The 26,692-nt window shown below is 54.8% G+C and carries 28 protein-coding genes, 1 tRNA gene and 1 pseudogene; 25 read left to right on the top strand and 5 right to left on the bottom strand.

The annotated features are described in order from the left end of the window. The first annotated feature begins 91 nt into the window (after nucleotides 1-91). Together gcvP and FHN83_RS07280 are read left to right on the top strand one after the other, a co-directional pair. On the top strand, nucleotides 92-2,965 hold the full coding sequence (gene gcvP / locus FHN83_RS07285; RefSeq protein ID WP_139563574.1) for an aminomethyl-transferring glycine dehydrogenase: 2,874 nt from the start codon (nucleotides 92-94) through the stop codon (nucleotides 2,963-2,965). A gap of 67 nt (nucleotides 2,966-3,032) precedes the next feature. Further along, nucleotides 3,033-3,776 (top strand): SDR family oxidoreductase, encoded by a 744-nt coding sequence (locus FHN83_RS07280; protein WP_039029828.1) that lies wholly within the window; start codon nucleotides 3,033-3,035, stop codon nucleotides 3,774-3,776. Nucleotides 3,777-3,853: 77 nt separating this feature from the next. Here FHN83_RS07280 and bglA read toward each other — a convergent pair whose 3' ends face one another. Together bglA and FHN83_RS07265 are read right to left on the bottom strand one after the other, a co-directional pair. Continuing rightward, the gene (bglA, locus tag FHN83_RS07270) at nucleotides 3,854-5,287 is read right to left on the bottom strand and encodes a 6-phospho-beta-glucosidase BglA (protein ID WP_139563573.1); all 1,434 of its coding nucleotides are present in this window, start codon (nucleotides 5,285-5,287) and stop codon (nucleotides 3,854-3,856) included. A gap of 114 nt (nucleotides 5,288-5,401) precedes the next feature. Next, complete coding sequence (locus FHN83_RS07265) at nucleotides 5,402-6,133, bottom strand: MurR/RpiR family transcriptional regulator (RefSeq protein ID WP_039029830.1); 732 nt, start codon at nucleotides 6,131-6,133, stop codon at nucleotides 5,402-5,404. A gap of 52 nt (nucleotides 6,134-6,185) precedes the next feature. Here FHN83_RS07265 and yqfB point away from each other — a divergent pair, with 52 nt between their 5' ends. Further along, complete coding sequence (gene yqfB / locus FHN83_RS07260; RefSeq protein ID WP_039029831.1) at nucleotides 6,186-6,497, top strand: N(4)-acetylcytidine aminohydrolase; 312 nt, start codon at nucleotides 6,186-6,188, stop codon at nucleotides 6,495-6,497. Nucleotides 6,498-6,662: 165 nt separating this feature from the next. Continuing rightward, nucleotides 6,663-7,322, top strand: a complete 660-nt coding sequence (gene trhA / locus FHN83_RS07255; protein WP_039029832.1) for a PAQR family membrane homeostasis protein TrhA — start codon at nucleotides 6,663-6,665, stop codon at nucleotides 7,320-7,322. Nucleotides 7,323-7,411: 89 nt separating this feature from the next. Here trhA and ygfZ read toward each other — a convergent pair whose 3' ends face one another. Continuing rightward, nucleotides 7,412-8,392 (bottom strand): tRNA-modifying protein YgfZ, encoded by a 981-nt coding sequence (gene ygfZ / locus FHN83_RS07250; protein ID WP_139563572.1) that lies wholly within the window; start codon nucleotides 8,390-8,392, stop codon nucleotides 7,412-7,414. A gap of 303 nt (nucleotides 8,393-8,695) precedes the next feature. On the opposite strand from ygfZ, the gene sdhE reads away from it, so the two are divergent. After that, complete coding sequence (gene sdhE, locus FHN83_RS07245; RefSeq protein WP_039029834.1) at nucleotides 8,696-8,962, top strand: FAD assembly factor SdhE; 267 nt, start codon at nucleotides 8,696-8,698, stop codon at nucleotides 8,960-8,962. Next, the gene (locus FHN83_RS07240) at nucleotides 8,943-9,356 is read left to right on the top strand and encodes a protein YgfX (RefSeq protein WP_138370507.1); all 414 of its coding nucleotides are present in this window, start codon (nucleotides 8,943-8,945) and stop codon (nucleotides 9,354-9,356) included. Before sdhE ends, FHN83_RS07240 begins: the two co-directional genes overlap by 20 nt. A 4-nt stretch (nucleotides 9,357-9,360) precedes the next feature. Here FHN83_RS07240 and fldB read toward each other — a convergent pair whose 3' ends face one another. Further along, entirely contained in the window at nucleotides 9,361-9,882 is a 522-nt protein-coding gene (fldB, locus tag FHN83_RS07235) for a flavodoxin FldB (RefSeq protein WP_139563571.1), read from the bottom strand. Nucleotides 9,883-9,952: 70 nt separating this feature from the next. On the opposite strand from fldB, the gene xerD reads away from it, so the two are divergent. The 5 genes from xerD (at nucleotide 9,953) to lysS (ending at nucleotide 16,073) form a co-directional block, all read left to right on the top strand. Beyond that, on the top strand, nucleotides 9,953-10,879 hold the full coding sequence (gene xerD / locus FHN83_RS07230) for a site-specific tyrosine recombinase XerD (RefSeq protein ID WP_255589036.1): 927 nt from the start codon (nucleotides 9,953-9,955) through the stop codon (nucleotides 10,877-10,879). A 25-nt stretch (nucleotides 10,880-10,904) separates the two neighbouring features. Next, entirely contained in the window at nucleotides 10,905-11,618 is a 714-nt protein-coding gene (gene dsbC / locus FHN83_RS07225) for a bifunctional protein-disulfide isomerase/oxidoreductase DsbC (RefSeq protein WP_039029838.1), read from the top strand. 5 nt (nucleotides 11,619-11,623) lie between these two features. Then, the gene (gene recJ, locus FHN83_RS07220) at nucleotides 11,624-13,357 is read left to right on the top strand and encodes a single-stranded-DNA-specific exonuclease RecJ (protein ID WP_039029839.1); all 1,734 of its coding nucleotides are present in this window, start codon (nucleotides 11,624-11,626) and stop codon (nucleotides 13,355-13,357) included. A 90-nt stretch (nucleotides 13,358-13,447) separates the two neighbouring features. After that, nucleotides 13,448-14,546, top strand: a protein-coding gene (prfB, locus tag FHN83_RS07215; protein ID WP_138370509.1) for a peptide chain release factor 2 whose coding sequence is annotated in 2 segments (ribosomal slippage) — nucleotides 13,448-13,522 and nucleotides 13,524-14,546 — 1,098 coding nt in all. Because the reading frame shifts where the segments join, the coding sequence is not laid out codon by codon here. 9 nt (nucleotides 14,547-14,555) lie between these two features. Next, entirely contained in the window at nucleotides 14,556-16,073 is a 1,518-nt protein-coding gene (lysS, locus tag FHN83_RS07210) for a lysine--tRNA ligase (protein ID WP_039029841.1), read from the top strand. A gap of 46 nt (nucleotides 16,074-16,119) precedes the next feature. Here lysS and idi read toward each other — a convergent pair whose 3' ends face one another. After that, nucleotides 16,120-16,671 (bottom strand): isopentenyl-diphosphate Delta-isomerase, encoded by a 552-nt coding sequence (gene idi, locus FHN83_RS07205; RefSeq protein WP_139563570.1) that lies wholly within the window; start codon nucleotides 16,669-16,671, stop codon nucleotides 16,120-16,122. Between the two features lie 181 nt (nucleotides 16,672-16,852). On the opposite strand from idi, the gene actS reads away from it, so the two are divergent. From actS to FHN83_RS28530, 14 genes and pseudogenes are all read left to right on the top strand, one after another. Further along, nucleotides 16,853-17,587: an amidase activator ActS gene (gene actS / locus FHN83_RS07200; protein ID WP_139563569.1), complete on the top strand. Its 735-nt coding sequence runs from the start codon at nucleotides 16,853-16,855 to the stop codon at nucleotides 17,585-17,587. Between the two features lie 80 nt (nucleotides 17,588-17,667). After that, nucleotides 17,668-17,741: transfer RNA gene (locus tag FHN83_RS07195), tRNA-Gly, on the top strand. A 164-nt stretch (nucleotides 17,742-17,905) separates the two neighbouring features. Then, nucleotides 17,906-19,120 (top strand): tyrosine-type recombinase/integrase, encoded by a 1,215-nt coding sequence (locus tag FHN83_RS07190; protein ID WP_139563568.1) that lies wholly within the window; start codon nucleotides 17,906-17,908, stop codon nucleotides 19,118-19,120. A 68-nt stretch (nucleotides 19,121-19,188) separates the two neighbouring features. Then, complete coding sequence (locus FHN83_RS07185; protein WP_139563567.1) at nucleotides 19,189-19,785, top strand: hypothetical protein; 597 nt, start codon at nucleotides 19,189-19,191, stop codon at nucleotides 19,783-19,785. A 167-nt stretch (nucleotides 19,786-19,952) separates the two neighbouring features. Then, nucleotides 19,953-20,150, top strand: a complete 198-nt coding sequence (locus FHN83_RS07180; RefSeq protein ID WP_139563566.1) for a helix-turn-helix transcriptional regulator — start codon at nucleotides 19,953-19,955, stop codon at nucleotides 20,148-20,150. A 103-nt stretch (nucleotides 20,151-20,253) separates the two neighbouring features. Then, nucleotides 20,254-20,538: pseudogene (locus tag FHN83_RS07175) on the top strand (ash family protein); the annotation flags it as partial. Between the two features lie 47 nt (nucleotides 20,539-20,585). Beyond that, nucleotides 20,586-20,780 (top strand): host cell division inhibitor Icd-like protein, encoded by a 195-nt coding sequence (locus FHN83_RS07170; protein ID WP_139565426.1) that lies wholly within the window; start codon nucleotides 20,586-20,588, stop codon nucleotides 20,778-20,780. Further along, complete coding sequence (locus FHN83_RS07165) at nucleotides 20,773-21,648, top strand: tyrosine-type recombinase/integrase (protein WP_139565425.1); 876 nt, start codon at nucleotides 20,773-20,775, stop codon at nucleotides 21,646-21,648. Before FHN83_RS07170 ends, FHN83_RS07165 begins: the two co-directional genes overlap by 8 nt. Nucleotides 21,649-21,763: 115 nt before the next feature. Further along, on the top strand, nucleotides 21,764-21,967 hold the full coding sequence (locus tag FHN83_RS07160) for a hypothetical protein (protein ID WP_023325056.1): 204 nt from the start codon (nucleotides 21,764-21,766) through the stop codon (nucleotides 21,965-21,967). A gap of 10 nt (nucleotides 21,968-21,977) precedes the next feature. Next, a complete protein-coding gene (locus FHN83_RS07155) occupies nucleotides 21,978-22,292 on the top strand; it encodes a DUF4222 domain-containing protein (RefSeq protein ID WP_045356324.1) in 315 nt (104 codons plus the stop codon). Next, nucleotides 22,289-24,052 (top strand): DNA primase family protein, encoded by a 1,764-nt coding sequence (locus FHN83_RS07150; RefSeq protein WP_139563565.1) that lies wholly within the window; start codon nucleotides 22,289-22,291, stop codon nucleotides 24,050-24,052. The genes FHN83_RS07155 and FHN83_RS07150 overlap by 4 nt, the downstream gene beginning before the upstream one ends. A gap of 413 nt (nucleotides 24,053-24,465) precedes the next feature. Next, a complete protein-coding gene (locus FHN83_RS28180; RefSeq protein WP_014830800.1) occupies nucleotides 24,466-24,639 on the top strand; it encodes a hypothetical protein in 174 nt (57 codons plus the stop codon). Next, nucleotides 24,636-25,421, top strand: coding sequence for a hypothetical protein (locus tag FHN83_RS07145; RefSeq protein WP_139563564.1), 786 nt, complete (start codon nucleotides 24,636-24,638; stop codon nucleotides 25,419-25,421). Before FHN83_RS28180 ends, FHN83_RS07145 begins: the two co-directional genes overlap by 4 nt. Before the next feature lie 247 nt (nucleotides 25,422-25,668). Further along, entirely contained in the window at nucleotides 25,669-25,995 is a 327-nt protein-coding gene (locus tag FHN83_RS28530; protein ID WP_139563563.1) for a hypothetical protein, read from the top strand. Nucleotides 25,996-26,692: the final 697 nt, after the last annotated feature.

Genomic DNA, 26,692 nt, shown 5'->3' with positions numbered 1-26,692 from the left:
GAGACAACGTAGGCCCGGTAAGCGTTAGCGCCACCGGGTAACAGAGTTACAGACAACTACGATTCACTGCACGTTTCAGGAACCATCGCTCATGACACAGACTTTAAGCCAGCTTGAAAACCGTGGCGCCTTCATTGAACGTCACATTGGGCCGGATGCTCAGCAACAGCAGGAGATGCTGAAGACGGTTGGCGCGGATTCGCTCAACGCCTTGATCGGCCAGATTGTGCCAAAGGATATTCAGCTCGCCACGCCGCCGCAGGTGGGGGAATCGACCACTGAATACGCCGCGCTGGCGGAACTGAAAGGCATTGCCAGCCTGAACAAGCGCTTTAAGTCTTACATTGGCATGGGCTACACCAACGTGCAGTTACCGCCGGTGATCCTGCGTAACATGCTGGAAAACCCGGGCTGGTACACAGCCTATACCCCTTATCAGCCGGAAGTGTCTCAGGGGCGTCTGGAAGCGCTGCTCAATTTCCAGCAGGTCACGCTGGATCTGACCGGTCTCGACATCGCCTCGGCTTCGCTGCTGGATGAAGCCACCGCCGCTGCAGAAGCCATGGCCATGGCAAAACGCGTCAGCAAGCTGAAAGGCGCAAACCGCTTCTTCGTCGCGGCCGACGTTCACCCGCAAACCCTGGACGTGGTGCGTACCCGTGCAGAGACGTTTGGCTTTGAGGTGATTGTTGATGATGCCGATAAAGTGCTGGATCACCAGGATGTGTTCGGCGTGCTGTTGCAGCAGGTTGGCACCACCGGTGAAGTGCATGACTACAGTACGCTGATTGCCGGGCTGAAAGCGCGCAAAGTTGTCGTCAGCGTGGCGGCCGATTTCATGGCGCTGGTGCTGTTAACCGCCCCGGGTAAACAGGGTGCGGACATCGTCTTCGGCTCTGCGCAGCGCTTCGGCGTGCCGATGGGTTACGGCGGTCCACACGCGGCCTTCTTCGCCGCAAAAGATGAATTCAAGCGCTCCATGCCAGGTCGTATTATCGGCGTATCGAAAGATGCGGCCGGTAACACCGCCCTGCGCATGGCGATGCAGACTCGCGAGCAGCACATCCGCCGTGAGAAAGCGAACTCCAATATCTGTACCTCTCAGGTACTGCTGGCCAACATCGCCAGCCTGTATGCCGTCTATCATGGCCCGGCTGGCCTGAAGCGTATCGCCGGCCGTATTCATCGCCTGGCCGATATTCTGGCCTGCGGCCTGCAGCAGAAAGGTCAAAAACTGCGTCATGCGCACTTCTTCGACACCCTGTGCGTTGAAGTGGCCGACAAAGCGACCGTGCTGGCACGCGCTGAAGCAGCTGAGATCAACCTGCGCAGCGACATCCTGAATGCGGTCAGCATCACCCTGGATGAAACCACCACCCGTGACGATGTGCAGGTGCTGTTCAACGTCCTGCTGGGTGACGACCACGGCCTGAATGTGGACGCGCTTGATAAAGAGGTGGCGCACGACAGCCGCTCCATCCAGCAGAGCATGCTGCGTGACGATGCGATCCTGACCCATCCGGTCTTTAACCGCTACCATAGCGAAACCGAGATGATGCGCTATATGCACTCCCTGGAGCGTAAAGATCTGGCCCTGAACCAGGCGATGATCCCGCTGGGGTCCTGCACCATGAAGCTGAACGCCGCCGCCGAGATGATCCCCATCACCTGGCCGGAATTCGCTGAGCTGCACCCGTTCTGCCCGGCTGAACAGGCGGAAGGTTATCATCAGATGATCAACCAGCTCTCAGACTGGCTGGTAAAACTGACCGGCTATGACGCACTCTGCATGCAGCCAAACTCCGGCGCACAGGGTGAATACGCGGGCCTGCTGGCCATCCGCCACTACCACGAGAGCCGCAACGAAGGCCATCGCGATATCTGCCTGATCCCAAGTTCTGCCCACGGCACCAACCCGGCATCGGCCCAGATGGCAGGGATGGAAGTGGTGGTTGTGGCCTGCGATAAGAACGGTAACATCGACCTGGCCGACCTGCGTGCGAAAGCGGAACAGACCGGCGATAAGCTCTCCTGCATCATGGTCACCTATCCGTCCACCCACGGCGTGTATGAAGAGACCATCCGTGAAGTGTGCGAGATCGTGCATCAGTATGGCGGCCAGGTTTACCTCGATGGCGCCAACATGAACGCCCAGGTGGGCATCACCACCCCAGGCTTTATCGGCGCGGACGTGTCGCACCTGAACCTGCACAAAACCTTCTGCATCCCGCACGGCGGTGGCGGCCCGGGCATGGGTCCAATCGGCGTGAAAGCGCACCTGGCACCGTTCGTACCGGGTCACAGCGTGGTGCAGATCGAAGGCATGCTCACCCGTCAGGGCGCGGTCTCTGCGGCACCGTTCGGTAGCGCGTCCATTCTGCCAATCAGCTGGATGTATATCCGCATGATGGGCGCAGAAGGGCTGAAGCAGGCAAGCCAGGTGGCGATCCTGAACGCCAACTATATCGCTACGCGTCTGAAGTCTGCCTATCCGATACTCTATACCGGCCGTGACGGTCGCGTGGCGCACGAATGTATTCTCGATATTCGTCCGCTGAAAGAGCAGACCGGCATCAGCGAGCTGGACATTGCCAAACGTCTGATCGACTACGGCTTCCACGCCCCGACCATGTCGTTCCCTGTTGCAGGTACGCTGATGGTGGAACCAACCGAGTCCGAAAGCAAAGCCGAACTGGACCGCTTTATCGACGCGATGCTGGCGATCCGCATGGAGATCGATCGCGTTCAGGATGGCGAATGGACGCTGGAAGATAACCCGCTGGTGAACGCTCCACACACCCAGCACGAGCTGGTGGCTGAGTGGAATCACGGTTACTCCCGCGAGCTGGCGGTCTTCCCGGCAGGCGTTGCTAACAAGTACTGGCCGACCGTGAAGCGTCTTGATGACGTCTACGGCGACCGTAACCTGTTCTGCTCCTGCGTGCCGATGAGCGAATACCAGTAACTCTCCGCCATACTCTAGGCCGGGTAAGCGCAAGCGTCACCCGGCTTTTTTTATCCGGAGGTTGTAGATGGCAATAGCATTAGTAACCGGCGCCAGCCGCGGGATCGGCAAAGCGACGGCGCTTCAACTGGCACGTGAAGGCTACACCGTAGCGGTGAATTATCACCACAACATCAAAGCCGCCACCGATGTGATCAATCAGATTGTCGAAGAGGGCGGCAAGGCCTTTGCCCTGCGCGCGGACATCAGCGACGAGGCCCAGGTTATGGCCATGTTCGAAAGCCTCGACCGCGAAGGCGAGCCCCTTACCGCCCTGGTCAACAACGCCGGTATTCTGTTCGAGCAGAGCACCATCGAAAATCTCTCCGCCGAGCGGATTAACCGCGTGCTGGCCACCAACGTGACCGGGTATTTCCTCTGCTGTCGTGAAGCGGTGAAACGCATGGCGCTCAAGCACGGCGGGAAAGGCGGGGCGATCGTCAATGTGTCGTCTGCGGCCTCGCGACTCGGCGCGCCGGGGGAATATGTGGATTATGCGGCATCGAAAGGGGCCGTGGACTCCCTCACGACCGGGCTGTCGCTGGAAGTGGCGGCGCAGGGTATCCGCGTGAACTGCGTACGTCCGGGGCTGATTTATACCGAAATTCATGCCTCCGGCGGTGAACCCGGGCGCGTGGATCGGGTGAAGTCGATGCTGCCGATGCAGCGCGGCGGTCAGCCGGAAGAGGTGGCGCAGGCGATTGTCTGGCTGCTGAGCGAGAAAGCCTCGTACGTGACGGGGAGTTTTATTGAGTTAGCGGGCGGGAAATAAATGCCGGGTGGCGGCTTCGCCTTACCCGGCCTACCTGAATCGTAGGCCCGGTAAGCGCAGCGCCACCGGGCAAAACCTTAAAGCGTCTCGCCGTTGCTGGCGATCACTTCTTTGTACCAGTTAAAGCTCTTCTTGCGTGAACGGGACATGTCGCCGGTGCCGTCGTCGTGCTTGTTCACATAGATAAAGCCGTAGCGTTTGCTGTACTGGCCGGTGGTGAAGGATACGCAGTCGATGCAGCCCCACGGGGTGTAGCCCATCAGATCCACGCCGTCGTAAGTGACCGCTTTTATCATCTCTTCCACGTGCGCGCGCAGGTAGTCGATACGGTAGTCATCGTTGATGCTGCCGTCTTCTTCCACTTTATCGTAGGCACCAAAACCGTTTTCCACGATAAACAGCGGCTTCTGATAGCGCTCATACAGTTCACACAGGGCGTAACGCAGGCCCACCGGGTCAATCTGCCAGCCCCAGTCAGATGCTTTAACGTGCGGGTTCGGCACGCTGCCTTCGAAGCCGGAGATCGCATCCCCGGTGCCGCCTTCGGCTTTCACCGCGTTAGTCATGTAATAGCTGAAGCCGAGATAATCACAGGTGCCTTCACGCAGGATCTGCTCGTCGCCCGCTTCCATATTGATGGTGAAGCCGCGACGTTCCCACTCGTTCAGCACGTAGGACGGGTAGTAACCGCGCAGCTGCACGTCGGTAAAGACATAACGCTCGCGCATTGATTCCTGAGCAAACATCACGTCTTCTGGTTTGCAGGAGAACGGATAGAGCGCCACCATCGCCAGCATACAGCCGACTTTCATCTCCGGGTTGATGCGGCGAGCCGCTTTCACCGCCAGGGCGCTGGCCACGAACTGGTGATGCAGCACCTGATACATGGTCTCTTCCGGGTTTTGATGCTCGGTATAGACCACGCCGGAGCAGCAGTAGCCGAACAGCGGCACGCGCCAGTTACGCTGGTTGTTGATTTCGTTGAAGGTCATCCAGTACTTGACCTTGCTCTTGTAGCGCTCAAACACCACTTCGGCGAAGTTAACGAAGAAATCCACCACCTTACGGTTGGTCCAGCCGCCGTACTCCTGCACCAGATGCAGCGGCATTTCGAAGTGGGAGAGGGTGATCACCGGCTCGATGTTGTACTTCAGCAGCTCATCGAACATGTCGTCGTAGAACTTCAGCCCCTCTTCGTTAGGCTGGGTTTCATCACCTTTCGGGAAGATGCGGGTCCATGCGATGGAGGTGCGGAAGCACTTGAAGCCCATCTCGGCAAACAGCTTGATGTCTTCTTTATAGTGACCGTGGAAGTCGATGGCTTCGTGATTCGGGTAGTATTTACCCTCAACCACTTCCTGGGTGATTTCACGCGGTACGCCGTGCGCGCCGCCGGTCAGCACGTCGCAAATGCTCGGGCCTTTGCCGCCTTTGTTCCAGCCGCCTTCAACCTGATGCGCCGCAACCGCGCCGCCCCATAAAAAATCTTTTGGTAAGGTGAGTTTTTTCATCTTTGCTAATCTCATTTATTGCTATTGTTTTTGAGTCTAACAAAGGGAAATAAAAAGTCACGATATAACAATTCGCCGGAATTGTAATTTGTCACACCGAAAAAACAGGGTGTTTTATTCTGTTAATTTCTTCGCCAGTTTACGTCCCAGCGATTCGAGAATATAAACGACCGGAATTTGGGTGGTAATATCGTACACGCCGCCAATACGCGTTTGCGGCACGTGCCAGGAGAGATTGAAATCCGCTAATTTAGCCAGACGCGAGTGCTCGTGGCTGGTGATAGAGAGCACCTTGCAGTGATGCAGACTGAACTGGCTGGCGAAGCGCAGGATCTCTTCGGTTTCGCCCGAGACCGAGAGCACAATAGCCAGCGCGTTTTTCGCCATATCATTAGTGACCGGGAAATAAGGATCGTCGATATGGTTGCTGAATTTTCCAATATTGGAAAAGAAACGCGCGCCATATTTCGCCAGCGAGCCGGACGTACCTGCCCCGACAAAGATAATACGCTCGGAGGATAATATAATTTCCACCGCTTCATTTAATAGCGCGTCAAATTCGTCGTTATTTACGCTCTTGAAAAAACTGATAATCTCGCTGGCGCCAAAATTAGCCTGCTGCGGTTCGTTCTGCTCAAGATATAATTTAAACCGCACGCGGAATTCAGAGTAGCCATCGCAGTTCAGCTTGCGGCAAAAGCGCAGCACGGTGGTGGTGGACACCCCCGCCGCATCCGCCAGTTCGCGTATGGTCATGTACATCACCCGATCGCGGTTTTTGATGACGGTGTTGTAGACCATCATCTCCAGATTATTGAGACTGGCAATGGCGGAATGGGAGAACATGCTCACAGTGGCTAAACTCACTCATCAGACTTCATCTTCAGGAAATAATAACATGCAGCCAAACGACATTACTTTTTTTCAGCGTTTTCAGGATGACATTCTGGCCGGACGTAAAACCATCACCATTCGCGATGAAAGCGAATCACATTTCAGCGCGGGCGACGTGCTGCGGGTAGGTCGCTATGAGGATGACGGCTATTTTTGCACCATCGAAGTCACAGCAACCTCGACGGTAACCCTTGATACATTAACGGAAAATCATGCTCAGCAGGAGAACATGACCCTGGACGAACTGAAGGGGGTGATTACAGAAATTTACCCTGACCAGCAACAGTTTTATGTTATTGATTTTAAATGTCTTTGAGGTTTTATGTGAACACACGTTAGCTGAAATAATCACTCAAGCCTATGATTGTAATAAATAAAGTTTTAGACGATATTTATTTTAGCTAACAGGTGTTCACTGGAATCATTCTCAGTTAGCATAGTCAGCGATGCACTATTCACTTTTGTTTTCCCGGAGTTATCTATGGTTAGCAAACCATTAACCACACAGGGATATTCGCTGGCTGAGGAAATAGCCAACAGTATTAGTCACGGAGTCGGCCTGGTGTTTGGCATTGTCGGGCTGGTGTTGCTGCTGGTTCAGGCCGTCGATACCAATGCCAGCGCGCTGGCGATCACCAGTTACAGCCTGTATGGCGGGAGTATGATCCTGCTGTTCCTGGCGTCCACCCTTTACCATGCCATTCCCCATCAGCGGGCCAAGATCTGGCTGAAAAAATTCGACCACTGCGCCATCTATCTGCTGATTGCCGGAACCTATACGCCATTTTTGCTGGTCGGGCTGGATTCGCCGCTGGCGCGTGGATTAATGATTGTTATCTGGAGCCTGGCCCTGCTGGGGATCCTGTTTAAACTCACTATCGCGCACCGCTTTAAGGTGCTGTCGCTGGTGACTTACCTGACGATGGGCTGGCTGTCGCTGATAGTGGTTTATCAGCTGGCAGTAAAACTGGCGGCGGGCGGCGTGACGCTGCTGGCGGTGGGTGGCGTGGTCTATTCGCTGGGGGTCATTTTTTACGTCTGTAAGCGCATCCCCTATAACCACGCGATCTGGCACGGGTTTGTGCTGGGCGGCAGCGTGTGCCATTTCCTGGCGATCTATTTGTACGTCGGGCAGGTTTGATTCCGCTTTGCCCGGCGGCGCTTCGCTTGCACGGGCCTACAAAACCCGTAGGCCGGGTAAGGCGAAGCCTCTACCCGGCACTAACAGCATTACTCTTCCAGCGAATACGGCAAAGGCTCGATGCTCAGAGTGTTCACATCCTCGCGCACGCGGAACACGCTGTCGGGCTCCATATCGTTATTCATCACGGCCTGAACCAGCAGGCGACCATCGTCGAGCTGAACGGCAGCCAGCACGGTGCCGGTACGACGCCAGTTTTCACCCATTTTCAGTTCCAGATCTTCACCGGCTTCCGGTACGCGGCTGGCTTTACCCGCCAGATACCACAGGGCGCGTTTGTTGGCGCCGCGGAACTTCGCGCGTGCCACCATCTCCTGGCCGGTGTAGCAGCCTTTTTTAAAGCTGATACCGCCAAGCGCCTGCAGGTTGGTCGCCTGGGGAATAAACTGCCCGCTGTTGGCGGCGTCGATCACCGGGATGCCCGCTTCAATGTTCAGCGACAGCCACTGCTGACTGTTATTCAACTGCGCTTCGCCACGCAGGGCCTGGGTCACGCGCTCGGCGGTGGCGACATCGGTCACCAACAAGAAGCGCTCTGCCGGATGTTCAAACCACAGCAGGGAGGTGACCCCGTCGGTGGTCACCTGTTTTTCTGCATCAGGCAGTTCGCTGAACAGATTTTTCAGCGCAGCGCGCGCCTGGAAGCCCGCCACACCCAGCAGCACCAGTTCGTCATCGGGGGCAATGGTGACTTTGGAGAACACCGCATACTTTTTCAGTTCGGCGAGCTGTGCGTCGCGCAGGCTGCGGCGTTCGATAAGGGCGAAACCGTCCTGACGGCGGAACAGACGCAGGTTGCTCCACATCTTGCCTTTCGGATCGCAGTGCGCCGCCAGCAGGTGCTGGTGTTCGGTCAGCTGACTGACATCAGCGGTCACCTGGCCTTGCAGGTACTTTTCGCTGTCTGCGCCGACGAGGGTCGCCAGCGCCCAGTCATCAAGGGTCATAAGCGTCAGCGGCAGACGCGCAGAGGCGACAGGCTGGCGCGGAGAAAACGGTGTAAATGCCATATTGATGTCCTGAATTGCTTAACGCTTTGATAATGCCTAATGGTAAAAGAGACTGTCGCCATTGCAAGCGGTTTCAACAGGCTATTCGTGCCCTCAGGCTATTCTGCGTAACGCCACGCAAAACAGATGAACACGCTTATTTATTGTGGTTTTTTATGGAAGCCTGCTCCAGGAACGTAATATTCCAGTAATGAAACAGCAAAAAACACGTTACACTAGAGGCCGTTTCATCCCGGTAGAGCGCCTTTCGCCGCCGGTACGAACGGAACACTGCCTGAACTCAACGTTATGCAGGAACCAGACATGGACATTAATAACAAAGCCCGCATTCACTGGGCATGCCGTCGCGGCATGCGCGAACTCGATATCTCCATCATGCCGTTCTTCGAATACGAATATGACAGCCTGAGCGATGAGGATAAGCAGCTCTTTATCCGCCTGCTGGAGAACGACGATCCTGACTTATTCAACTGGTTGATGAATCACGGCGAACCCGCCGACACCGAACTGCAACGGATGGTGCTTTTAATTCAGACACGGAATCGGGAACGTGGTCCTGTGGCAATCTGATCTACGCGTCTCGTGGCGCTCCCAGTGGATGTCTCTACTGCTCCACGGCCTGGTCGCGGCCTTCATTCTGCTGATGCCGTGGCCGCTGAGCTACACCCCGTTATGGCTGATACTGCTGTCGCTGGTGGTGTTTGATAGCGTACGCAGCCAGCGGCGCATTAACGCCCGCCAGGGTGAAATCAAACTGTTCATGGATTCCCGGCTGCACTGGCTGGGCAACGAATGGGAGATTGTCGGCACGCCGTGGATGCTCAATTCCGGCATGATGCTGCGCTTGCGCAAAGGCGCAGGACAACGCTGCCATCATTTATGGCTGGCGGCAGACAGTATGGAAGAAGGGGAGTGGCGGGATCTGCGTCGGATGATTTCACAGCAGCCGACGCAGGGGCGATAGCGGTTTAACTGAACTGCTCCGCCATTTCACCGAGGATCTGCTCGCACCAGTTCTGCAGGCGCTCTTCACTGAGGTCGTACTGGTTGGTTTCATCGAGAGCCAGTCCGACAAACAGCTGGCCGTTGGCGATGATCGGTTTCTTACTGGTAAATTCATAGCCTTCTGTCGGCCAGTAACCGATGAACGTCACCCCTTTCGGTGCCAGCTTGTCATGCAGCATACCCAGCGCATCGAGGAACCATTCGCCGTAGCCCAGCTGATCGCCCATGCCGTACAGCGCGATGATTTTGCCTTCAAGCTGCAGGGAATCGAGCCGATCCCAGATGGCTTCCCAGCCTTCCTGCAGTTCGCCGAAATCCCAGGTCGGGATGCCCAGAATGAGCACGTCATACTGCTCCATCATCGATGGGGCATCGTCTTTAAGGTTATGCAGGGTGACCAGTTCCGGGCCGATAATGTCGCGAATTTTCTCTGCGGCCATCTCGGTGTAGCAGGTGCTGGAACCATAAAACAGACCAATATTCATCGCTAAAATGTCTCAATACTTGCTATGACTTTGCGAGTAGTGTACCAGAAACAACACCCATTCAGGCATAATGCCCCATTGCAGAACGAAAGAGGCGGACGTGGAAAAGGATCTCTCACTCATCGAACAGTTTCTCGATGCGCTCTGGCTGGAGAAGAATCTTGCCGAGAATACCCTTAGCGCCTACCGACGCGATCTGGCTATGCTGGTGGCATGGTTACACCATCGCGGCCTCTCTCTTGCCACGGCGCAAAGCGACGATTTGCAGGCCCTGCTTGCCGAGCGAATGGAGGGGGGATATAAAGCCACCAGCTCCGCACGGCTGTTAAGCGCCATGCGGCGTCTGTTTCAGCACCTGTATCGCGAGAAATTACGCTCCGACGATCCCAGCGCGGCGCTGGCGTCGCCAAAATTGCCTCAGCGTCTGCCAAAAGATCTCAGCGAAGCACAAGTTGAGAGATTATTACAGTCGCCGGTGGTTGACCAACCGCTGGAGTTACGCGATAAAGCGATGCTTGAAGTGCTGTACGCCACAGGATTGCGCGTGTCTGAACTGGTGGGGCTGACGATGAGCGATATCAGCCTGCGCCAGGGCGTGGTGCGGGTGATCGGTAAAGGCAATAAAGAACGTCTGGTGCCGCTGGGCGAAGAGGCGGTTTACTGGCTGGAGAACTATCTTCAGCATGGCCGTCCGTGGTTGCTGAACGGTGTCTCCATTGACGTGCTGTTTCCCAGCCAGCGTGCGCAGCAAATGACGCGTCAGACCTTCTGGCATCGCATCAAACATTACGCCACACTGGCAGGTATCGACAGTGAAAAACTTTCGCCGCACGTTCTGCGTCACGCTTTTGCGACCCATCTACTGAACCATGGCGCCGATCTGCGCGTGGTCCAGATGCTGCTTGGTCACAGTGACCTCTCAACGACGCAAATCTACACGCATGTCGCGACGGAACGCCTGCGGCAGCTACACCAACAGCATCACCCACGCGCGTGAGTGATGACTTGTAACAGGAACCCATATGAAAAAGTCTTTAGTGCTGTTCTCTCTGCTGGCAGCATCTTTAACCGGTCTGGCGCATGCTGACGATGCGGCCATCAAACAGTCTCTGGCGAAGCTCGGCGTCACCAGTAGTGAAATTCAACCTGCGCCCGTAGCCGGTATGAAAACGGTGCTGACCAACAGCGGCGTGCTATATGTAACCGAAGACGGTAAGCACTTTATCCAGGGGCCGCTGTACGACGTGAGCGGCGCGCAGCCGGTCAACGTGACTAACCAGATGCTGATGAAAAACCTGAACGCGCTGGAAAAAGAGATGATCGTCTACAAAGCGGCGCAGGAAAAACATGTCATTACCGTGTTTACAGACATCACCTGCGGCTACTGCCACAAGCTGCATGAAGAGATGAAAGATTACAACGCGCTGGGGATCACCGTGCGTTATCTCGCCTTCCCGCGTGCGGGCGTGCAGAGCCAGCCTGAGCAGGATATGAAGGCCATCTGGTGTGCGAAAGATCGCAACAAAGCCTTTGATGACGCGATGAGCGGCAAAGGCGTTCAGCCTGCCTCCTGTGATATCGACATTGCTAATCACTACGCGCTGGGCGTGCAGTTTGGCGTGACCGGTACGCCAGCAATCGTGCTGAGCAACGGCTACGTCGTGCCGGGCTACCAGGGGCCGAAAGAGATGAAAGAGTTCCTCGACGCGCACCAGAAACAGTTTGGCGGTAAATAATTCGCGTGAAATCTTCGACACAACTTCGTCGTCGTGAAGTGGACGAGAGCGCTGCGCTACCCGCAGAACTCTCGCCGCTGTTGCGTCGGCTGTACGCCAGCCGTGGCGTGCGAAATGCAGACGACCTTGAGCGCAGCGTAAAGGGCATGCTCTCCTGGCAGCAGCTGAGCGGCGTCGAGCGCGCCACGGAGCTGCTGTACAACGCCTTGCGGGAAGGGACGCGCATTATCGTGGTAGGGGACTTTGACGCAGATGGCGCCACCAGTACCGCGCTGAGCGTGCTCAGCCTGCGGGCGATGGGGTGCGATAACGTCTCGTACCTGGTGCCGAACCGCTTCGAGGATGGCTACGGCCTGAGCCCGGAAGTGGTCGATCAGGCCCATGCCCGCGGCGCACAAATGATCCTCACCGTGGACAATGGGATCTCATCCCATGCTGGTGTCGATCGGGCGCATGCGCTCGGGATCCCGGTGCTGGTCACCGATCACCATCTGCCCGGCGATACATTGCCGGCGGCGGAAGCAATCATTAACCCTAACCTGCGCGACTGCGACTTTCCGTCGAAATCGCTGGCGGGGGTGGGGGTCGCGTTCTACCTGATGCTGGCCCTGCGTACACGGCTGCGTGATGAAGGCTGGTTTGAGGCGAAGGGCATTGCGGCGCCTAATCTGGCTGAATTCCTCGATCTGGTGGCGCTGGGTACCGTGGCGGACGTAGTGCCGCTGGATGCCAATAACCGCATTCTGACCTGGCAGGGCTTAAACCGCATTCGTGCGGGGAAATGCCGTCCGGGCATTAAGGCGCTGCTGGAGATCTCCAACCGGGATCAGCAGCGGCTGGCGGCCAGCGACCTGGGCTTTGCCCTGGGACCGCGTCTGAACGCCGCAGGGCGGCTGGATGATATGTCGGTGGGCGTGGCGCTGCTGCTGTGCGACAACATCGGCGAAGCGCGCGTGCTGGCCAACGAGCTGGATGCCCTGAACCAGACCCGCAAAGAGATCGAGCAGGGGATGCAGGCCGAAGCCCTGACCCTGTGCGAAAAGCTGGAGCGCAGCGGCGATACGCTGCCCGGCGGGCTGGCGATGTATCATCCCGAGTGGCATCAGGGCGTGGTGGGGATTCTGGCCTCGCGCATCAAAGAGCGTTTCCACCGTCCAGTGATCGCCTTTGCTCCGGCCGGAGACGGCACGCTGAAAGGATCAGGTCGATCCATTCAGGGGCTGCACATGCGCGATGCGCTGGAGCGTCTTGATACGCTGCATCCAGGGCTGATGCTCAAATTTGGCGGCCATGCTATGGCGGCGGGACTGTCGCTGGAGGAGGCGAAATTCGACCAGTTCCAGCGTCTGTTCAGCGAACTGGTTACCGACTGGCTGGATCCGGCCCTGTTGCAGGGGGAAGTGGTCACCGATGGCCCGTTAGCCCCGGCTGAAATGTCCATGGAGGTGGCGCAGATGCTGCGCGATGCCGGTCCGTGGGGACAGATGTTCCCTGAGCCGTTGTTTGACGGGCGTTTCCGCCTGCTGCAGCAGCGTCTGGTGGGGGAACGTCATCTGAAGGTGATGGTAGAACCGGTGGGCGGTGGCCCGCTGCTGGACGGCATCGCCTTTAACGTCGATACCGCGATCTGGCCGGACAACGGCGTACGTGAAGTCGAACTGGCCTATAAACTCGATATCAACGAGTTTCGCGGCAACCGCACCCTGCAAATCATCATCGACCATATCTGGCCACTTTAGCATCACTATTCCGCTATAAAACAGGGCGTGAATCCGGTACAATTCCGCCCTTACACCGCATTTTGACTCGTCCATAAAAGAAAACAGACCATGTTTGAAATTAATCCGGTAAAAAACCGCATTCAGGACCTCACAGAGCGCTCTGACGTTCTTAGGGGGTATCTTTGACTACGATGCCAAGAAAGAGCGTCTTGAAGAAGTAAACGCCGAGCTGGAACAGCCGGACGTCTGGAACGAACCTGAACGCGCACAGGCGCTGGGTAAAGAGCGTTCCTCTCTCGAAGCTATCGTAGATACGCTGGATCAAATGGCGCAGGGTCTGGATGACGTTTCCGGGCTGCTGGAGCTGGCCGTTGAGGCCGACGACGAAGAGACCTTCAACGAAGCCGTCGCAGAGCTCGACGTGCTGGAAGAGAAGCTGGCGCAGCTGGAATTCCGTCGTATGTTCTCCGGCGAGTACGACAGCGCCGACTGCTACCTGGATATCCAGGCCGGTTCCGGCGGTACAGAAGCACAGGACTGGGCCAGCATGCTGACCCGTATGTATCTGCGCTGGGCTGAAGCCCGCGGCTTCAAGACTGAGATCATCGAAGAGTCTGAAGGCGAAGTGGCAGGCCTGAAATCTGTCACCATCAAGATTATTGGCGATTACGCTTACGGCTGGCTGCGTACTGAAACCGGCGTTCACCGCCTGGTGCGTAAGAGCCCGTTTGACTCCGGCGGTCGCCGTCATACCTCGTTCAGTTCCGCGTTTGTCTATCCGGAAGTGGACGACGATATCGACATCGAAATCAACCCGGCAGATCTGCGTATCGACGTTTACCGCGCTTCCGGTGCGGGTGGTCAGCACGTTAACCGTACGGAATCTGCGGTGCGTATTACCCACATTCCTACCGGGCTGGTAACGCAGTGCCAGAACGACCGTTCGCAGCATAAAAACAAAGACCAGGCCATGAAGCAGATGAAAGCGAAGCTTTATGAGCTGGAGATGCAAAAGAAAAATGCTGAGAAACAGGCGATGGAAGATAACAAATCTGACATCGGCTGGGGCAGCCAGATCCGTTCTTACGTCCTTGATGACTCCCGCATCAAAGACCTGCGTACCGGTGTCGAAACCCGTAACACGCAGGCGGTGCTGGACGGCAGCCTGGACCAATTTATCGAAGCAAGTTTGAAAGCAGGGTTATGAGGAACCAACATGTCTGAACAAAACGCACAGGGCGCTGACGCGGTAGCCGATCTTAACAATGAACTGAAAACCCGCCGCGAGAAGCTGGCTGCACTGCGCGAGCAGGGCGTGCCGTTCCCGAACGATTTTCGTCGCGATCGCACCTCAGACCAACTGCACGCTGACTTCGACGATAAAGAGAACGAAGAGCTGGAAGCGCTGAACGTTGAAGTCGCCGTTGCAGGCCGCATGATGACCCGCCGTATTATGGGTAAAGCGTCTTTCATTACGCTGCAGGACGTTGGCGGCCGCATTCAGCTGTATGTTTCTCGCGACGATCTGCCAGAAGGCATCTACAACGAGCAGTTCAAAAAGTGGGACCTGGGCGATATCCTGGGCGCGAAAGGCAAGCTGTTCAAAACCAAAACCGGCGAGCTGTCCATTCACTGCACCGAGCTGCGTCTGCTGACCAAAGCCCTGCGCCCGCTGCCGGACAAATTCCACGGTCTGCAGGATCAGGAAGCGCGCTATCGTCAGCGTTACCTGGATCTCATCTCAAACGATGAATCCCGCAACACCTTCAAAATTCGCTCCCAGATCATGGCCGGTATCCGCCAGTTCATGGTTGGCCGCGACTTTATGGAAGTTGAAACTCCGATGATGCAGGTGATCCCGGGCGGTGCATCCGCGCGTCCATTCATCACCCATCACAATGCCCTGGACCTTGACATGTACCTGCGTATCGCGCCGGAACTGTACCTGAAGCGTCTGGTGGTCGGTGGTTTCGATCGCGTATTCGAGATCAACCGTAACTTCCGTAACGAAGGTATCTCCGTACGCCATAACCCAGAGTTCACCATGATGGAACTCTATATGGCCTACGCGGATTACAAAGATCTGATCGAGCTGACCGAATCCCTGTTCCGTACTCTGGCGCAGAATATTCTGGGTAAAACCGAAGTGCCATACGGTGACGAGGTGTTCGACTTCGGTAAGCCGTTCGTTAAGCTGACCATGCGCGAAGCAATCAAGAAATACCGTCCGGAAACCGAGATGGCGGATCTGGATAACTTCGACTCCGCGAAAGCGATCGCTGAGAGCATCGGTATCAAAGTTGAGAAGAGCTGGGGTCTGGGCCGTATCGTGACCGAGATCTTCGAAGAAGTGGCCGAAGCGCACCTGATTCAGCCTACCTTCATCACCGAATACCCGGCTGAAGTTTCTCCGCTGGCGCGTCGTAACGATGAGAACCCGGAAATCACTGACCGCTTTGAATTCTTCATCGGTGGCCGCGAAATCGGCAACGGCTTTAGCGAGCTGAACGATGCAGAAGATCAGGCGCAGCGCTTCCAGGATCAGGTTGATGCAAAAGCGGCGGGCGACGACGAAGCGATGTTCTTCGACGAAGACTACGTGACCGCGCTGGAACACGGCCTGCCGCCAACTGCAGGTCTCGGTATTGGTATCGACCGTATGGTGATGCTGTTTACCAACAGCCACACCATCCGCGACGTGATCCTGTTCCCGGCGATGCGTCCGGTAAAATAAGCCACTGTTGCTAAAAAGCCCCGACGTGTTACGCGTCGGGGCTTTTTTATTGCTTCGCGTTGGCCGCGAAGTGAAGTAATGCTTCTCTCGCAGCCCGGGCTTCCATCACCATCCACGGGCTGAACGCCCAGGGTGTGGCTTCCAGCGCGCCGAGCAGCGCCTCCAGTTTTACCCACTGATGTTCCATCACCTCGTCGCGATTGATCACCAGATCGCTGACGGCACGCGCCGCAAAAACCGGGCAGATCTCATTTTCGACAATCCCGGAAGGATCGGTTTCGCGGTAGCGAAATGCCGGGGCGACCGGTGCGATCCCGGCGATTTCTGTGCCGACTTCATAGCGACAGCGGCGGATCATCGCCTGCTCCAGGGTTTCACCCTGCTGCGGATGACCGCAAACCGAGTTGGTCCAGACGCCGGCCCAGGCTTTCTTACTCATGGCGCGACGCGTGACCAGCGTTTCCCCTTTGTCGTTGAATAGCCAACAGGAGAAAGCCAGATGAAGAGGGGTGTGCGAGGTGTGTGCGGCGTATTTTTCCGCTGTTCCGATAGCCGTTCCGTGGTCGTTAACCAAAATGACGTGTTCGTGTGTACCCATTATCACTCCCGTGCTGAAATCGCCGGGCGATACTGACTTGTTATCCGCTAAGTTCAGCACGGCCAGGCCGCGGCGATTATAGCGTAATCGTCACAAAACTGTTTGTCGCATAGGGTGCTCTTGGGCATCCGGGGTGAGGCTGCTATGATAGCGCGGCCATTCACGTTGACGAGGAACTGTTTTGTTTGCAGGAAGCCCGACGAAAAAACCTGTTTCTGCTCTGTTTTGCCTGATCCTGGCCCTGTTGCTGGCGGGATGTGCGGGCAGTAACTCATCGGATTCTGGTGTGTATACCGTTAAACGCGGCGATACGCTGTACCGCATCTCGCGTGCGACCGGCACCAGCGTGAAGGATCTGGCACGCCTGAACAATATTTCTCCGCCTTACACCATCGAAGTGGGGCAAAAGCTGAAGGTTAACGGCACCAGCACCACGGCCAAAAAATCCTCCTCAAAGAGCCGCGGGAAAACCGCCGCCGTCACGCCTTCTTACGTCGTGCCTAAATCCTCCTGGCCGCCTGTCGGCCAGCGCTGCTGGGTCTGGCCTGCCAGCGGTAAAGTGGTGCTTCCTTACTCCACCGCGGAAGGGGGAAACAAAGGCATTGATATCGCGGGCACCCGTGGCGCACCGGTTTATGCCTCCGATGCGGGGAAGGTGGTTTACGTCGGCAATCAGCTGCGCGGTTATGGCAACCTGATCATGATTAAGCATGGCGAGGATTACATCACCGCCTATGCCCATAACGACACCATGCTGGTGAATAACGGGCAAAACGTGAAGGCCGGACAGAAGATCGCCACTATGGGCAGTACCGGATCCAATACCGTGGCGCTGCATTTCCAGATCCGCTATCGGGCGACGGCTATCGATCCGGTACGCTATCTACCCGCGCCGGGCGGTAAACCGAAGTGCTAAGTGGTTATTTTATCGCCGGTTAGCGCGCGGGAGTCTTGTCAGAAGGGGCGTAAGGTCTATAATGCTTTACGCACCTCAAAGCGGGCGTAGTTCAATGGTAGAACGAGAGCTTCCCAAGCTCTATACGAGGGTTCGATTCCCTTCGCCCGCTCCAAACACACTTCTCTCACCGTCTACTCAAGTCAATAAAACCCAGCAATAACAAGGCTTCCGCCGATATCTCCGTGTTTTGACGTAAACTAACGTCTACTCAAATCTATACATTCATGTGTATAGTAATGCGTATAGCCCGCGCTCTACACTTTGGAACTATACACAATGCCCCTCACAGACCTTGAAATCAGGCGTTCTAAGCCGCGTGAGAAGTCCTATACATTGAATGATGGCAATGGGCTTTCTCTGCTCATCGAACCGAACGGATCGAGAGGATGGCGTTTCCGTTACCGTTTCGATGGTAAGGCTAAAATGATTTCGTTGGGTACTTATCCAGATGTAACCCTGAATGACGCACGGTTAAAACGCGATGATGCCCGCAGGCTGGTTGCTGGTGGCATTAATCCCAGCGATGTCCGCAAAGAAGAAAAGCTGGCGAAGCAGAGCCGCAATGAAAATACCTTCGAGGCGATCGCGCGCGAGTGGTACGCCAAGCGCATAGACCGCTGGTCTGAGTCCTACGGCGAAGAGATGATGAAAACCTTCGAGGCTGATGTTTTCCCGATTATCGGGCAGCGTCCGATCGCCGATATCAAACCGATGGAGCTCATGGCCGTTCTTTCGAAGCTGGATGAGAGAGGCGCGACCGAAAAGCTAAGGAAGGTGAGGCAGCGTTGCGGTGAGGTGTGGCGGTACGCAATTGTGACTGGCCGGGCTATTTATAACCCGGCCCCGGATCTGGCCAGCGCGTTTGCCCCTCATAAGAAGGAGCATTACGCTTTTCTCGCCAGTGAGGAACTTCCCGAGTTCTTCCGCACGCTGAACACATATAGCGGCAGCTCTGTCGTGAAGCTGGCGATGCGCCTGCAAGTTCTTACCGGATTACGCCCGGGAGAACTGCGCCAGGGTGAGTGGGCTGAAATTGATTTTGATAAACGTCTATGGGAAGTACCACCTGCACGCATGAAAAAGCGACGCCCTCACTGCGTCCCTTTATCCCACCAAGCGATCGTCATCCTAGAACAGCTACGCCTCATCACAGGCAATTATCGGTTTATTTTCCCTGGTCGGATTCAGCATAGTAAACCAATGAGCGAAATGGCGATGAATGTCCTGATCCGTCGAATTGGATATGCCGGAAGAGTGACAGGGCACGGCTTCCGCCATACCATGAGCACGATTCTCCATGAGCAGGGATATAATACCACCTGGATTGAAACCCAACTTGCTCACGTCGATAAAAATTCGATCCGCGGCACGTACAACCATGCCCAGTATCTGGACGGCCGCCGCGAAATGCTTCAGTGGTATGCCGACTACATGGAGGCGTTGGAAAACGGTGGGAATGTAGTGCATGGAACGTTTGGAAAAAGCGCTTAACTGTATGTATAGACAGTGCTAATTGACAGTAGTAGACTTCGGTAGACGTTTGTTAGCAGGAAGTTTTTATGCGAGAAAATATCCTCAATATGCCCCATCATCTCCGCCGGCAACGTGTCGTTACTGCTGAGCAGGCTGCAATGGCTATGGCTGGCGTGTACAGTTGTTCTCGTTTCGATGAATTGAAAGCTAAATGCGCTCCGGAGATCTACAACATAGCTTCCAGCTACTTGAGGATAATTTTGAGTGCTGTAAATGCAGAAGAACTGCTTCCCAAAACAAAATGGTCTAGCTCACCAGGTGGAGATCTCACAGGCGCTGATTTTTATTCCAATGATATTTGGCCCTGGGCTGTTAAAGAAATAACAGCTACAGATAGTTGGTTTGGATGTGATCAAGATAGTCCTTGCGAAGAGCATCAGCCTGCACTATGCGGATGGGGCGAGTATGCAGGTAAAGATACTGCTTTAAAGCTCATTGCAGGAATGGCTATAGCACTTGAAAAATCAGGAGGTAAATATGTTCGTGGTAAAAAACTAAATAAATCCGAAGTTGCCAGAAGTGCCTCAAGAATCATACTGGAACATGGCGATGGTATTGATGTGACTGATAAGGCAATGACTATGTTAATTGATGAAGCTTTGAGCACATACGCTTACAAATAGCTCATAAGAATTTCTAAAAGGACGAACTACAGGTTCTAAAACTAATGGCCATACTTCTATTTCAGGGTAAGAGCCACTTCCAACTGTTTTACCGTGACTTCCACAACTACCTTCCTGTTTTTGCTGAAATATACCTCGTAGACCACATTAGACTTCAAGAGGTATATATGTCTCAATCCCTTATCCGTTTACCGGAAGTTCAACGTAGAACCGGCTATAGCAAGGCTTGGATCTATCGACTCATGGCTGAGCAACGGTTCCCCTCATCTATAAAAATTGGTTCACGTGCTATCGCTTTTATTGAAAGTGAAATCGATGACTGGATAAACCAGCGTATCAAGGCAACACGAAACGGGGTTAACTAAAAATTTTTCCCAGCGTGAATTTGTTGCGTGCTGTTGCGCTCACTAACATTCATCATCCTGAAGTCGCGACATTTCACTAAAACTTTCAATACAGGTTAAAGCCATGAATGTAAAAAATGCTCTTTGTGGGCAGGGCTTCGCTTACCCAAAAAACTCCTTGCCTTATGATTCAGGTGAAGGTTATTCTTTAATTGCACCAGCAAAATCTGGTGCCGGGATTGGCGTCCTGCATTTGCATACGGCGACACAGACGCGCCCAGCGTCTTTTTTATTGTCGCAGCACAACCGCACCCGAATTATGGTGGGCTGTGTGGGGGCTTCTCACGAAGCGCCGGTTTCCGTATGCGCCGGTTACGCCAACCCTGCACAGCTCACCACCAGTGAAATTGGCGTTTCCGGTGGTGAATTGATTTCATCGCATACGGAGGCTGCCACATGGCTACTATCCCAACCCAAAATCCGCAATTTATATGGATTATTGCCGCTGTTCGCCGCGATTGTCCGACTATTACCGCTAAAATCCATCATATTGCTGCAAGTTCTGAGCGTGAAGCCCGCCGGGAGCTGTTACGGGATCACGTCTGTTTCTTTGCTGGCCGCTTACTGGCCCAGGGGGTGCATAGTGTTTAACCTCCAGACCCTGACGGCTAAAGCCCGCGAGCTGCGCGGCAACGTGGTCAAGGCTGCCACGACCAAAGGTACCCGCACCATGACCCCCGTTTATGAACGGGATGAACAGCGTAAGCTGCGCGAACGTATCCAGCAGACGCAGCCGGAATGGGTGCTGCTCTGGTGGGATATCGCGACCGTCACAGGCTGGCGTACCAGCGACGTGTGCAACTTCCGTTACTCCTGCATCAACTGGGAAACGGGCATTGCAACAATTATCGTTGCGAAGCAGACCAAGGCCGCAGAAGCGCGGGCGACCCGCAAAGGGATCGATATTGTCCGCCAGCAACGCAAGGATGCCGCCCGGCTGGCAGGTGATCATATCGCCTATATGAACTGGGACAGCGTAAGCTGTGATGAGCTGGCCGCCAGTATGACCGACCAGGAGCAGGCGATCGTGTTTGAGCTGGTGGCAAAGGCTGAAGTTAAGCACGACACCAAGCAGCTGCCGCCGGGCATTATTAAGCGGCTGCGTGAACGCATGGAGCGCAATCTTATCGGTGACGACCTGGTATTTTCCCGCAGCCAGATTGAAAGTAACCGTTGCCAGTCTCTGGAAGGTAGCGTGACCCGTCAGACGATCTGGAAGAAATTACATGGCGTCATGACGTGGTTCACCCGCGTGATCAACACTCGCCTGCGCCTGAGCGCATATTCAAGCCGCAAAATTGCTGCCTTTAATCTTATGTCTGCCGGTGGCGAGCAGGGCCTGCTGGTCGCCTCTGAAATGCTCGGGCACAGTAACCCGGCAATCACCCGAACTTACCTCCAGTTAGGCAGTAAGGCCTCCGCCATTCAATCCCGTCTGGCCATGGAGGTATCTGTATGAAAATGGTTATCCAATTTTGCCGTCTCGGCGCTTTTGCCGATCACGCATCTGAGCAATTAAATAGCGCGCGATATTGTTTTGCCAGCCAGTCATTAAGGGAAGGGGAGGTGAAATTATGACTCCTGTTTACGATCTGGTTCGCCGGGCCGACGGCAGAAACGTTTTCAGTTTCCCGGCCGGCGGCCGCTATCTGGTGGACACGTCAAATGGTCTGCAGTCAATGCGCCCCCTTATGGACGACGAGATCATTTTTACGGTGGAGAGTGCCGCGCGCTTTCTGAGGAAAATTGGTTATCAGGTAATCCCGCCAGCGGCGTGAGGTAAAAAATATGACGATTAAAAATTCCGGCTTAGCTGCTGGTGGCCGCGCTCACCCTGAAATCAGGCCGGGCGATAAATGGAAGGACGGTCGGGGCAACATCGTAATTATCGAAAGTTACCGATTCGACAGAGTGACATATTGCCGCGAAGGGTACAGCTCACCGTGTTTTTGTACGCCCGAAAGACTGGTGCGGGAATTTGAATTTGTCTCTTCCGCGCCGGGCACCGGTGGAAGAGATATCGATCGAATTATGCGGGTGCAGGGCATCGAACGAATTCGGGTTATGCGGGAAATCATCAGGGAGCGAGGGAACAGAAAATGAAGAATGCACCAAACCTTAAAAAGCAGCCGGCGGATCTCATGGAGGAATCAATCATCTTTGCCGGCGCCGATGCCTGGACGTTCGCCAAAGCATGGCAGGAAATGAACCCGATTGGCGATACGGTGCCGCCGGTTGTGCTGGATAAAAAGCAGCTGGCAGAGCTGGAGAATATCCGCATTGTGGATGATGGCCGGCTCTATGCCCGGGTTTGCCGCGGCGGGCATCTGACCGAACGGCAGATAACCATTCTCGCGACAAAGCTGGCGGTGGCCGGCGTGGAGCGCGCGCAATTCTACTCTGAAGGTTATCAGCTTCTGGAGGACTGGACGCCGCAGCTGCCGCGCCTCAAAGCCGATGCGGAAGCCGGCAAAAGCATGGTGATCGGCAAACCGCTGACGGATGTAAACCTCCGCGACCTGGCTGATAACGAAAAGGCGCTCATACTGGCCGCGCGTTACACCGGCATTGCAATCAACGAAAACAGCGAGGGCGTGTACGTCTACCGCGCCGGCATCTGGGAGAAAACGTCTCTGCTCGAGCTGAGCCGCGAAATGGTGGCTATCTACAACGAGAACAAAACCAACTTCAGCAAGCGCGCGATCAACAACGTTATCGACGCCCTGAAAATCGTTATCCCGGTGATGGGGGAGCCGCGGCGCAGCCTGATCCCCTTTGCAAACGGCGTCTACGATATGGAAACCGGCGTTTTCTCCGAACACAGCCAGGATAACTGGCTGACCAACCACAACGGCGTGACCTACACGCCGGCGGTGCCGGGCGAAAACCTCCGCGACCACGCGCCGAACTTCCATAAGTGGCTAAGTTACGCATCAGATAAAGACGCAATTAAGATGCAGCGCATCGCTGCGGCGCTCTTTATGGTGCTGGCGAACCGGTACGACTGGCAGTTGTTCCTCGAGATAACCGGGGAGGGGGGCAGCGGGAAAAGCGTCTTTACCCACATCGCCACGATGCTGGCCGGCGCGCATAACACCGCCAGCGGGAATATGGCGGCGCTCGACAGCGCGCGCGGGCGGGCGCAGTTCGTCGGCAAGAGCATGATAACCCTTCCTGACCAGCCCAAATATTCAGGAGAGGGCACCGGGATAAAGGCTATCACCGGCGGGGATGCGGTGGAGATCGACCCGAAGCACGAGCACCAGTACACCGCCGTTCTGCGGGCGGTGGTTGTGGCCACGAACAACACGCCGATGATTTTCACCGAACGTGCCGGCGGCGTTTCCCGGCGCCGCGTAATTTTCCAGTTTAACCGGCGCGTCAGCGAAGAGGATAAGGATCCCGACCTGGCAGAAAAGATATCCGCTGAAATTCCGGTGGTTGTTCGTCGGCTGCTGGCAACCTTTTCGGACCCGGAAAAAGCGCGGGCGCTGCTGCTGGAGCAACGGAACAGCGAAGAAGCACTGGAGGTGAAGCAGAAAACGGATCCCCTGTACGCCTTCTGTGCGCATCTGGAGCGCCTGGCTGATTGCGTGGGAATGCTGGTGGGCAACCGTAACCCGCCTCATCGCCCCCGCATTTACCTCTATCACGCTTATCTGACGTTTCTTGAGGCTAACGGTTTCGAGAAGCCGCTGACGCTGAATAAATTCTCTGAGGGAATGGAAAGCGCCATGCGGGAGTTTAATCACGAGTACCGCAAGGAGAGAAAGACCCGCGGCGTGGTGACGAACGTCGAACTTTCAGAAAGTGCGGAGGACTGGCTGCCGCAGACGCACCCGTTAGCTGAGGAAAAAAGATGAATGTTTGGCTAAATATGGCGAAAGGTGTTCATAGTGTTCATTGATTGATTAAAGTTCAATAAAATCAATAAGATTAACTATGAACACCTTTGTGTAAGGTATTCATAGGGTATTCATAGTGTTCATAGGTCACTTTGACTATATGCTCATAAAGTAAACAGAAATATGAACACCATGAACACTTGTAACCCCTGTATGTAGACCGGTGTTCATAGGTTAATTTATTGTTTTTTATGTAATTTATCGCCCTTATGAACACCATGTATACCTTGAGGGCAAATTCTTTAAAACGCATCCACTCTTTTCACGTTGTGGACCCCTGCTATTTCATTAACATCGTTTCATAAATCGCAATTTATTATTTGGTTGTTGCGATTAATGAAACTTTAACGATCGCTTTAACAGGGGGCATCATGAGCAAGGTTAACGTTAAGCCCGTTTTGCTGAACGGGGAGCAGATTCAGGCTCTGAAAACCATCCAGGAGAGGGAGCGCCAGAAATCGGGCATGGGGATCGCGCCGTCAATCCATGCTGTTGCACGCAAGGTATTTGATGCGGGGCTATCAAAAATGGAGGCTGGCCAGTGAGCTACTCAATCAAAATAGGGAAACACAGTATCGAGCTGGCAGGTTATGCCGGTAAGGTTGTTGCGCCAAATACTCAGATGGCCGCTTTATTCCGTGGCATGGCGGGCGAACTCACCAGCCTGAGGACAACGGCGCAGCAGGCCGAAGCTGAGGCGGATTTGCTGGACGTTATCCGCAACGATCCGGATCTGAACGAACAGGCAAAAAACCGCAGGGCAGGTGAAGCCCGGAACCCGGACACGCTCAAAGACTTTACACGTGGGGTGGCAGCCGTAAGCGAGCAGGCCGCAAACATTCTCGATTACCTGAAGAACAAGCTCGTTCCGGTTAATCCACTGGCATCTGATGATATTCAGGGATTCATGCGTGACAGTGAAATGCGCCAGGCATTCGCCCGACTGGATCGCCGCAGCCAGGAAAAAATGCTGCTGTCGATGCACAGTGGAAAGCATCAGGAGCTGGCGGACGCCTTACTAAGGGCGCACGCAGTGTGTTCGGGACTCGATACGGAACAGCTAAAACGTCTCGGCTTCTCCCGTATTGCATCAGAGAACGGGCAGGTGATTAACGCGGTTACCGATCTGGTCGACGCGGTAAGGAAGGACGTCGCACAAATTACAGCTGTCCGAACTTGGTATAACAATCTCGTTTACGGGAAGAACGACGATCCATCAGAAGTTATGCCCCGCATGACCGGCCTTGATCAATTAAGCGAACATGTCAGCGCGATGCTCAAAGGCAGCCAGCGGCAGACACATTCAGAAGAGAAGCAGGCCGCCTGAGGGCGGCTTTTTTCTGCCCGGAGGGAAACACACGATGCTATTAAGTAAATCAGCCTACGCCAGGCATATGGGCGTCAGCCGGCAAACTGTTTACGGCTGGATAGCCCGCGGTGAAATTGTAATTTCAGGCGATAAAGTGGATGTCGAAGCATCGCAGGCTAAACAAAATTCTGCTGGTGCTGGTGCTGGTGCTGGTGCTGGTGCTGGTGCTGGTGCTGGTGCTGGTGCTGGTGATCGTCACAATGCAATGACGTGGGCGCAGACCGCCGCGTGGGTATGGGGGCATGACGGCGGGAAAGAGCTGCCGGCTGATATTAATGCTGGCCAGCGAATAGAGGCAGCAGCCGCTGAGCTGGGTTTTGATGTTCAGCACGAGCCCGATGAACAATTGCTGATTCTCTTCCGGCCGGATGAAGAAACCCACAGCTTCTATGGCAAAGACCGTGCAGCAGGCGCTTTACGGTTTCTTCGTTCTGAGCTTGCTTACGTTGCCACAATGCACCCCGATACGCTGGATGACTGGAACAAAACTGGTTTAATGTCACTCTGCCTGCTGGACGGCGAAAAACTGTAAACCCCCCAGCCCCTCAAACTTGACACTTTTCGCGAGAAACTGGGAAAAGTGTCAACCCAACCTAACGGATCCTGACGCCTACGAACAGCAGCTACAGCAGAAGTGTAAAGGGCTGGCGTTGAGATTTGTTGAGCCTTGGCTGTTAGCTTTTGTTAATCCTGATGCGAAGCAGGGTAGGTGTCAGCCTGTTATGGTTTGTTATGCCTTACCAGGGGAAACTAGGGGGAAAGTGTCAACCGCTACCGCTTCAGAAAACTTCAGGTACACGAACTCGTGAAGGGGAGGTGTTAAGCACTCCCCCTTTGCAACCATCCTCGAGCATCTTTCAGATCGCTGTTCTGGTTTGCCCGGACGCTGGCGTTCAGATTGAGTTGTCAAAAGTTGTCACCCACCGTCAGCGCCAGTGGGGATTTTTGGCAGAACGCACTCTAAGTTACAGTTGCTTCAGTCCGAACTTCATTCTTTTAGCTTAAAACGCTATTTTGAGTATCAAAGATCAAGCGGCCCCAACATTTTGTGTTAATTATACTAAAATGAGTCATTTAGATAGTACAGAAGCTGCTCGACAGCTGGTCTGAAGAAGTAAAGAAAGGTGGAGCGCAACCTGCAGATCAGTTATCCTTAGTGCTATCTGTTTGAAGTTATTATTTCTTACAAGCAAGGCTACGCATTAGTGGAGACAATATGAAAGAAGAAA

The sequence above is a fragment of the Leclercia adecarboxylata genome (genome assembly GCF_006171285.1).
Classification (GTDB): domain Bacteria; phylum Pseudomonadota; class Gammaproteobacteria; order Enterobacterales; family Enterobacteriaceae; genus Enterobacter; species Enterobacter barmai.
The sequence above is the reverse complement of the archived record's forward strand: the minus strand, read 5'-3'. Positions and strand labels throughout refer to the sequence as shown.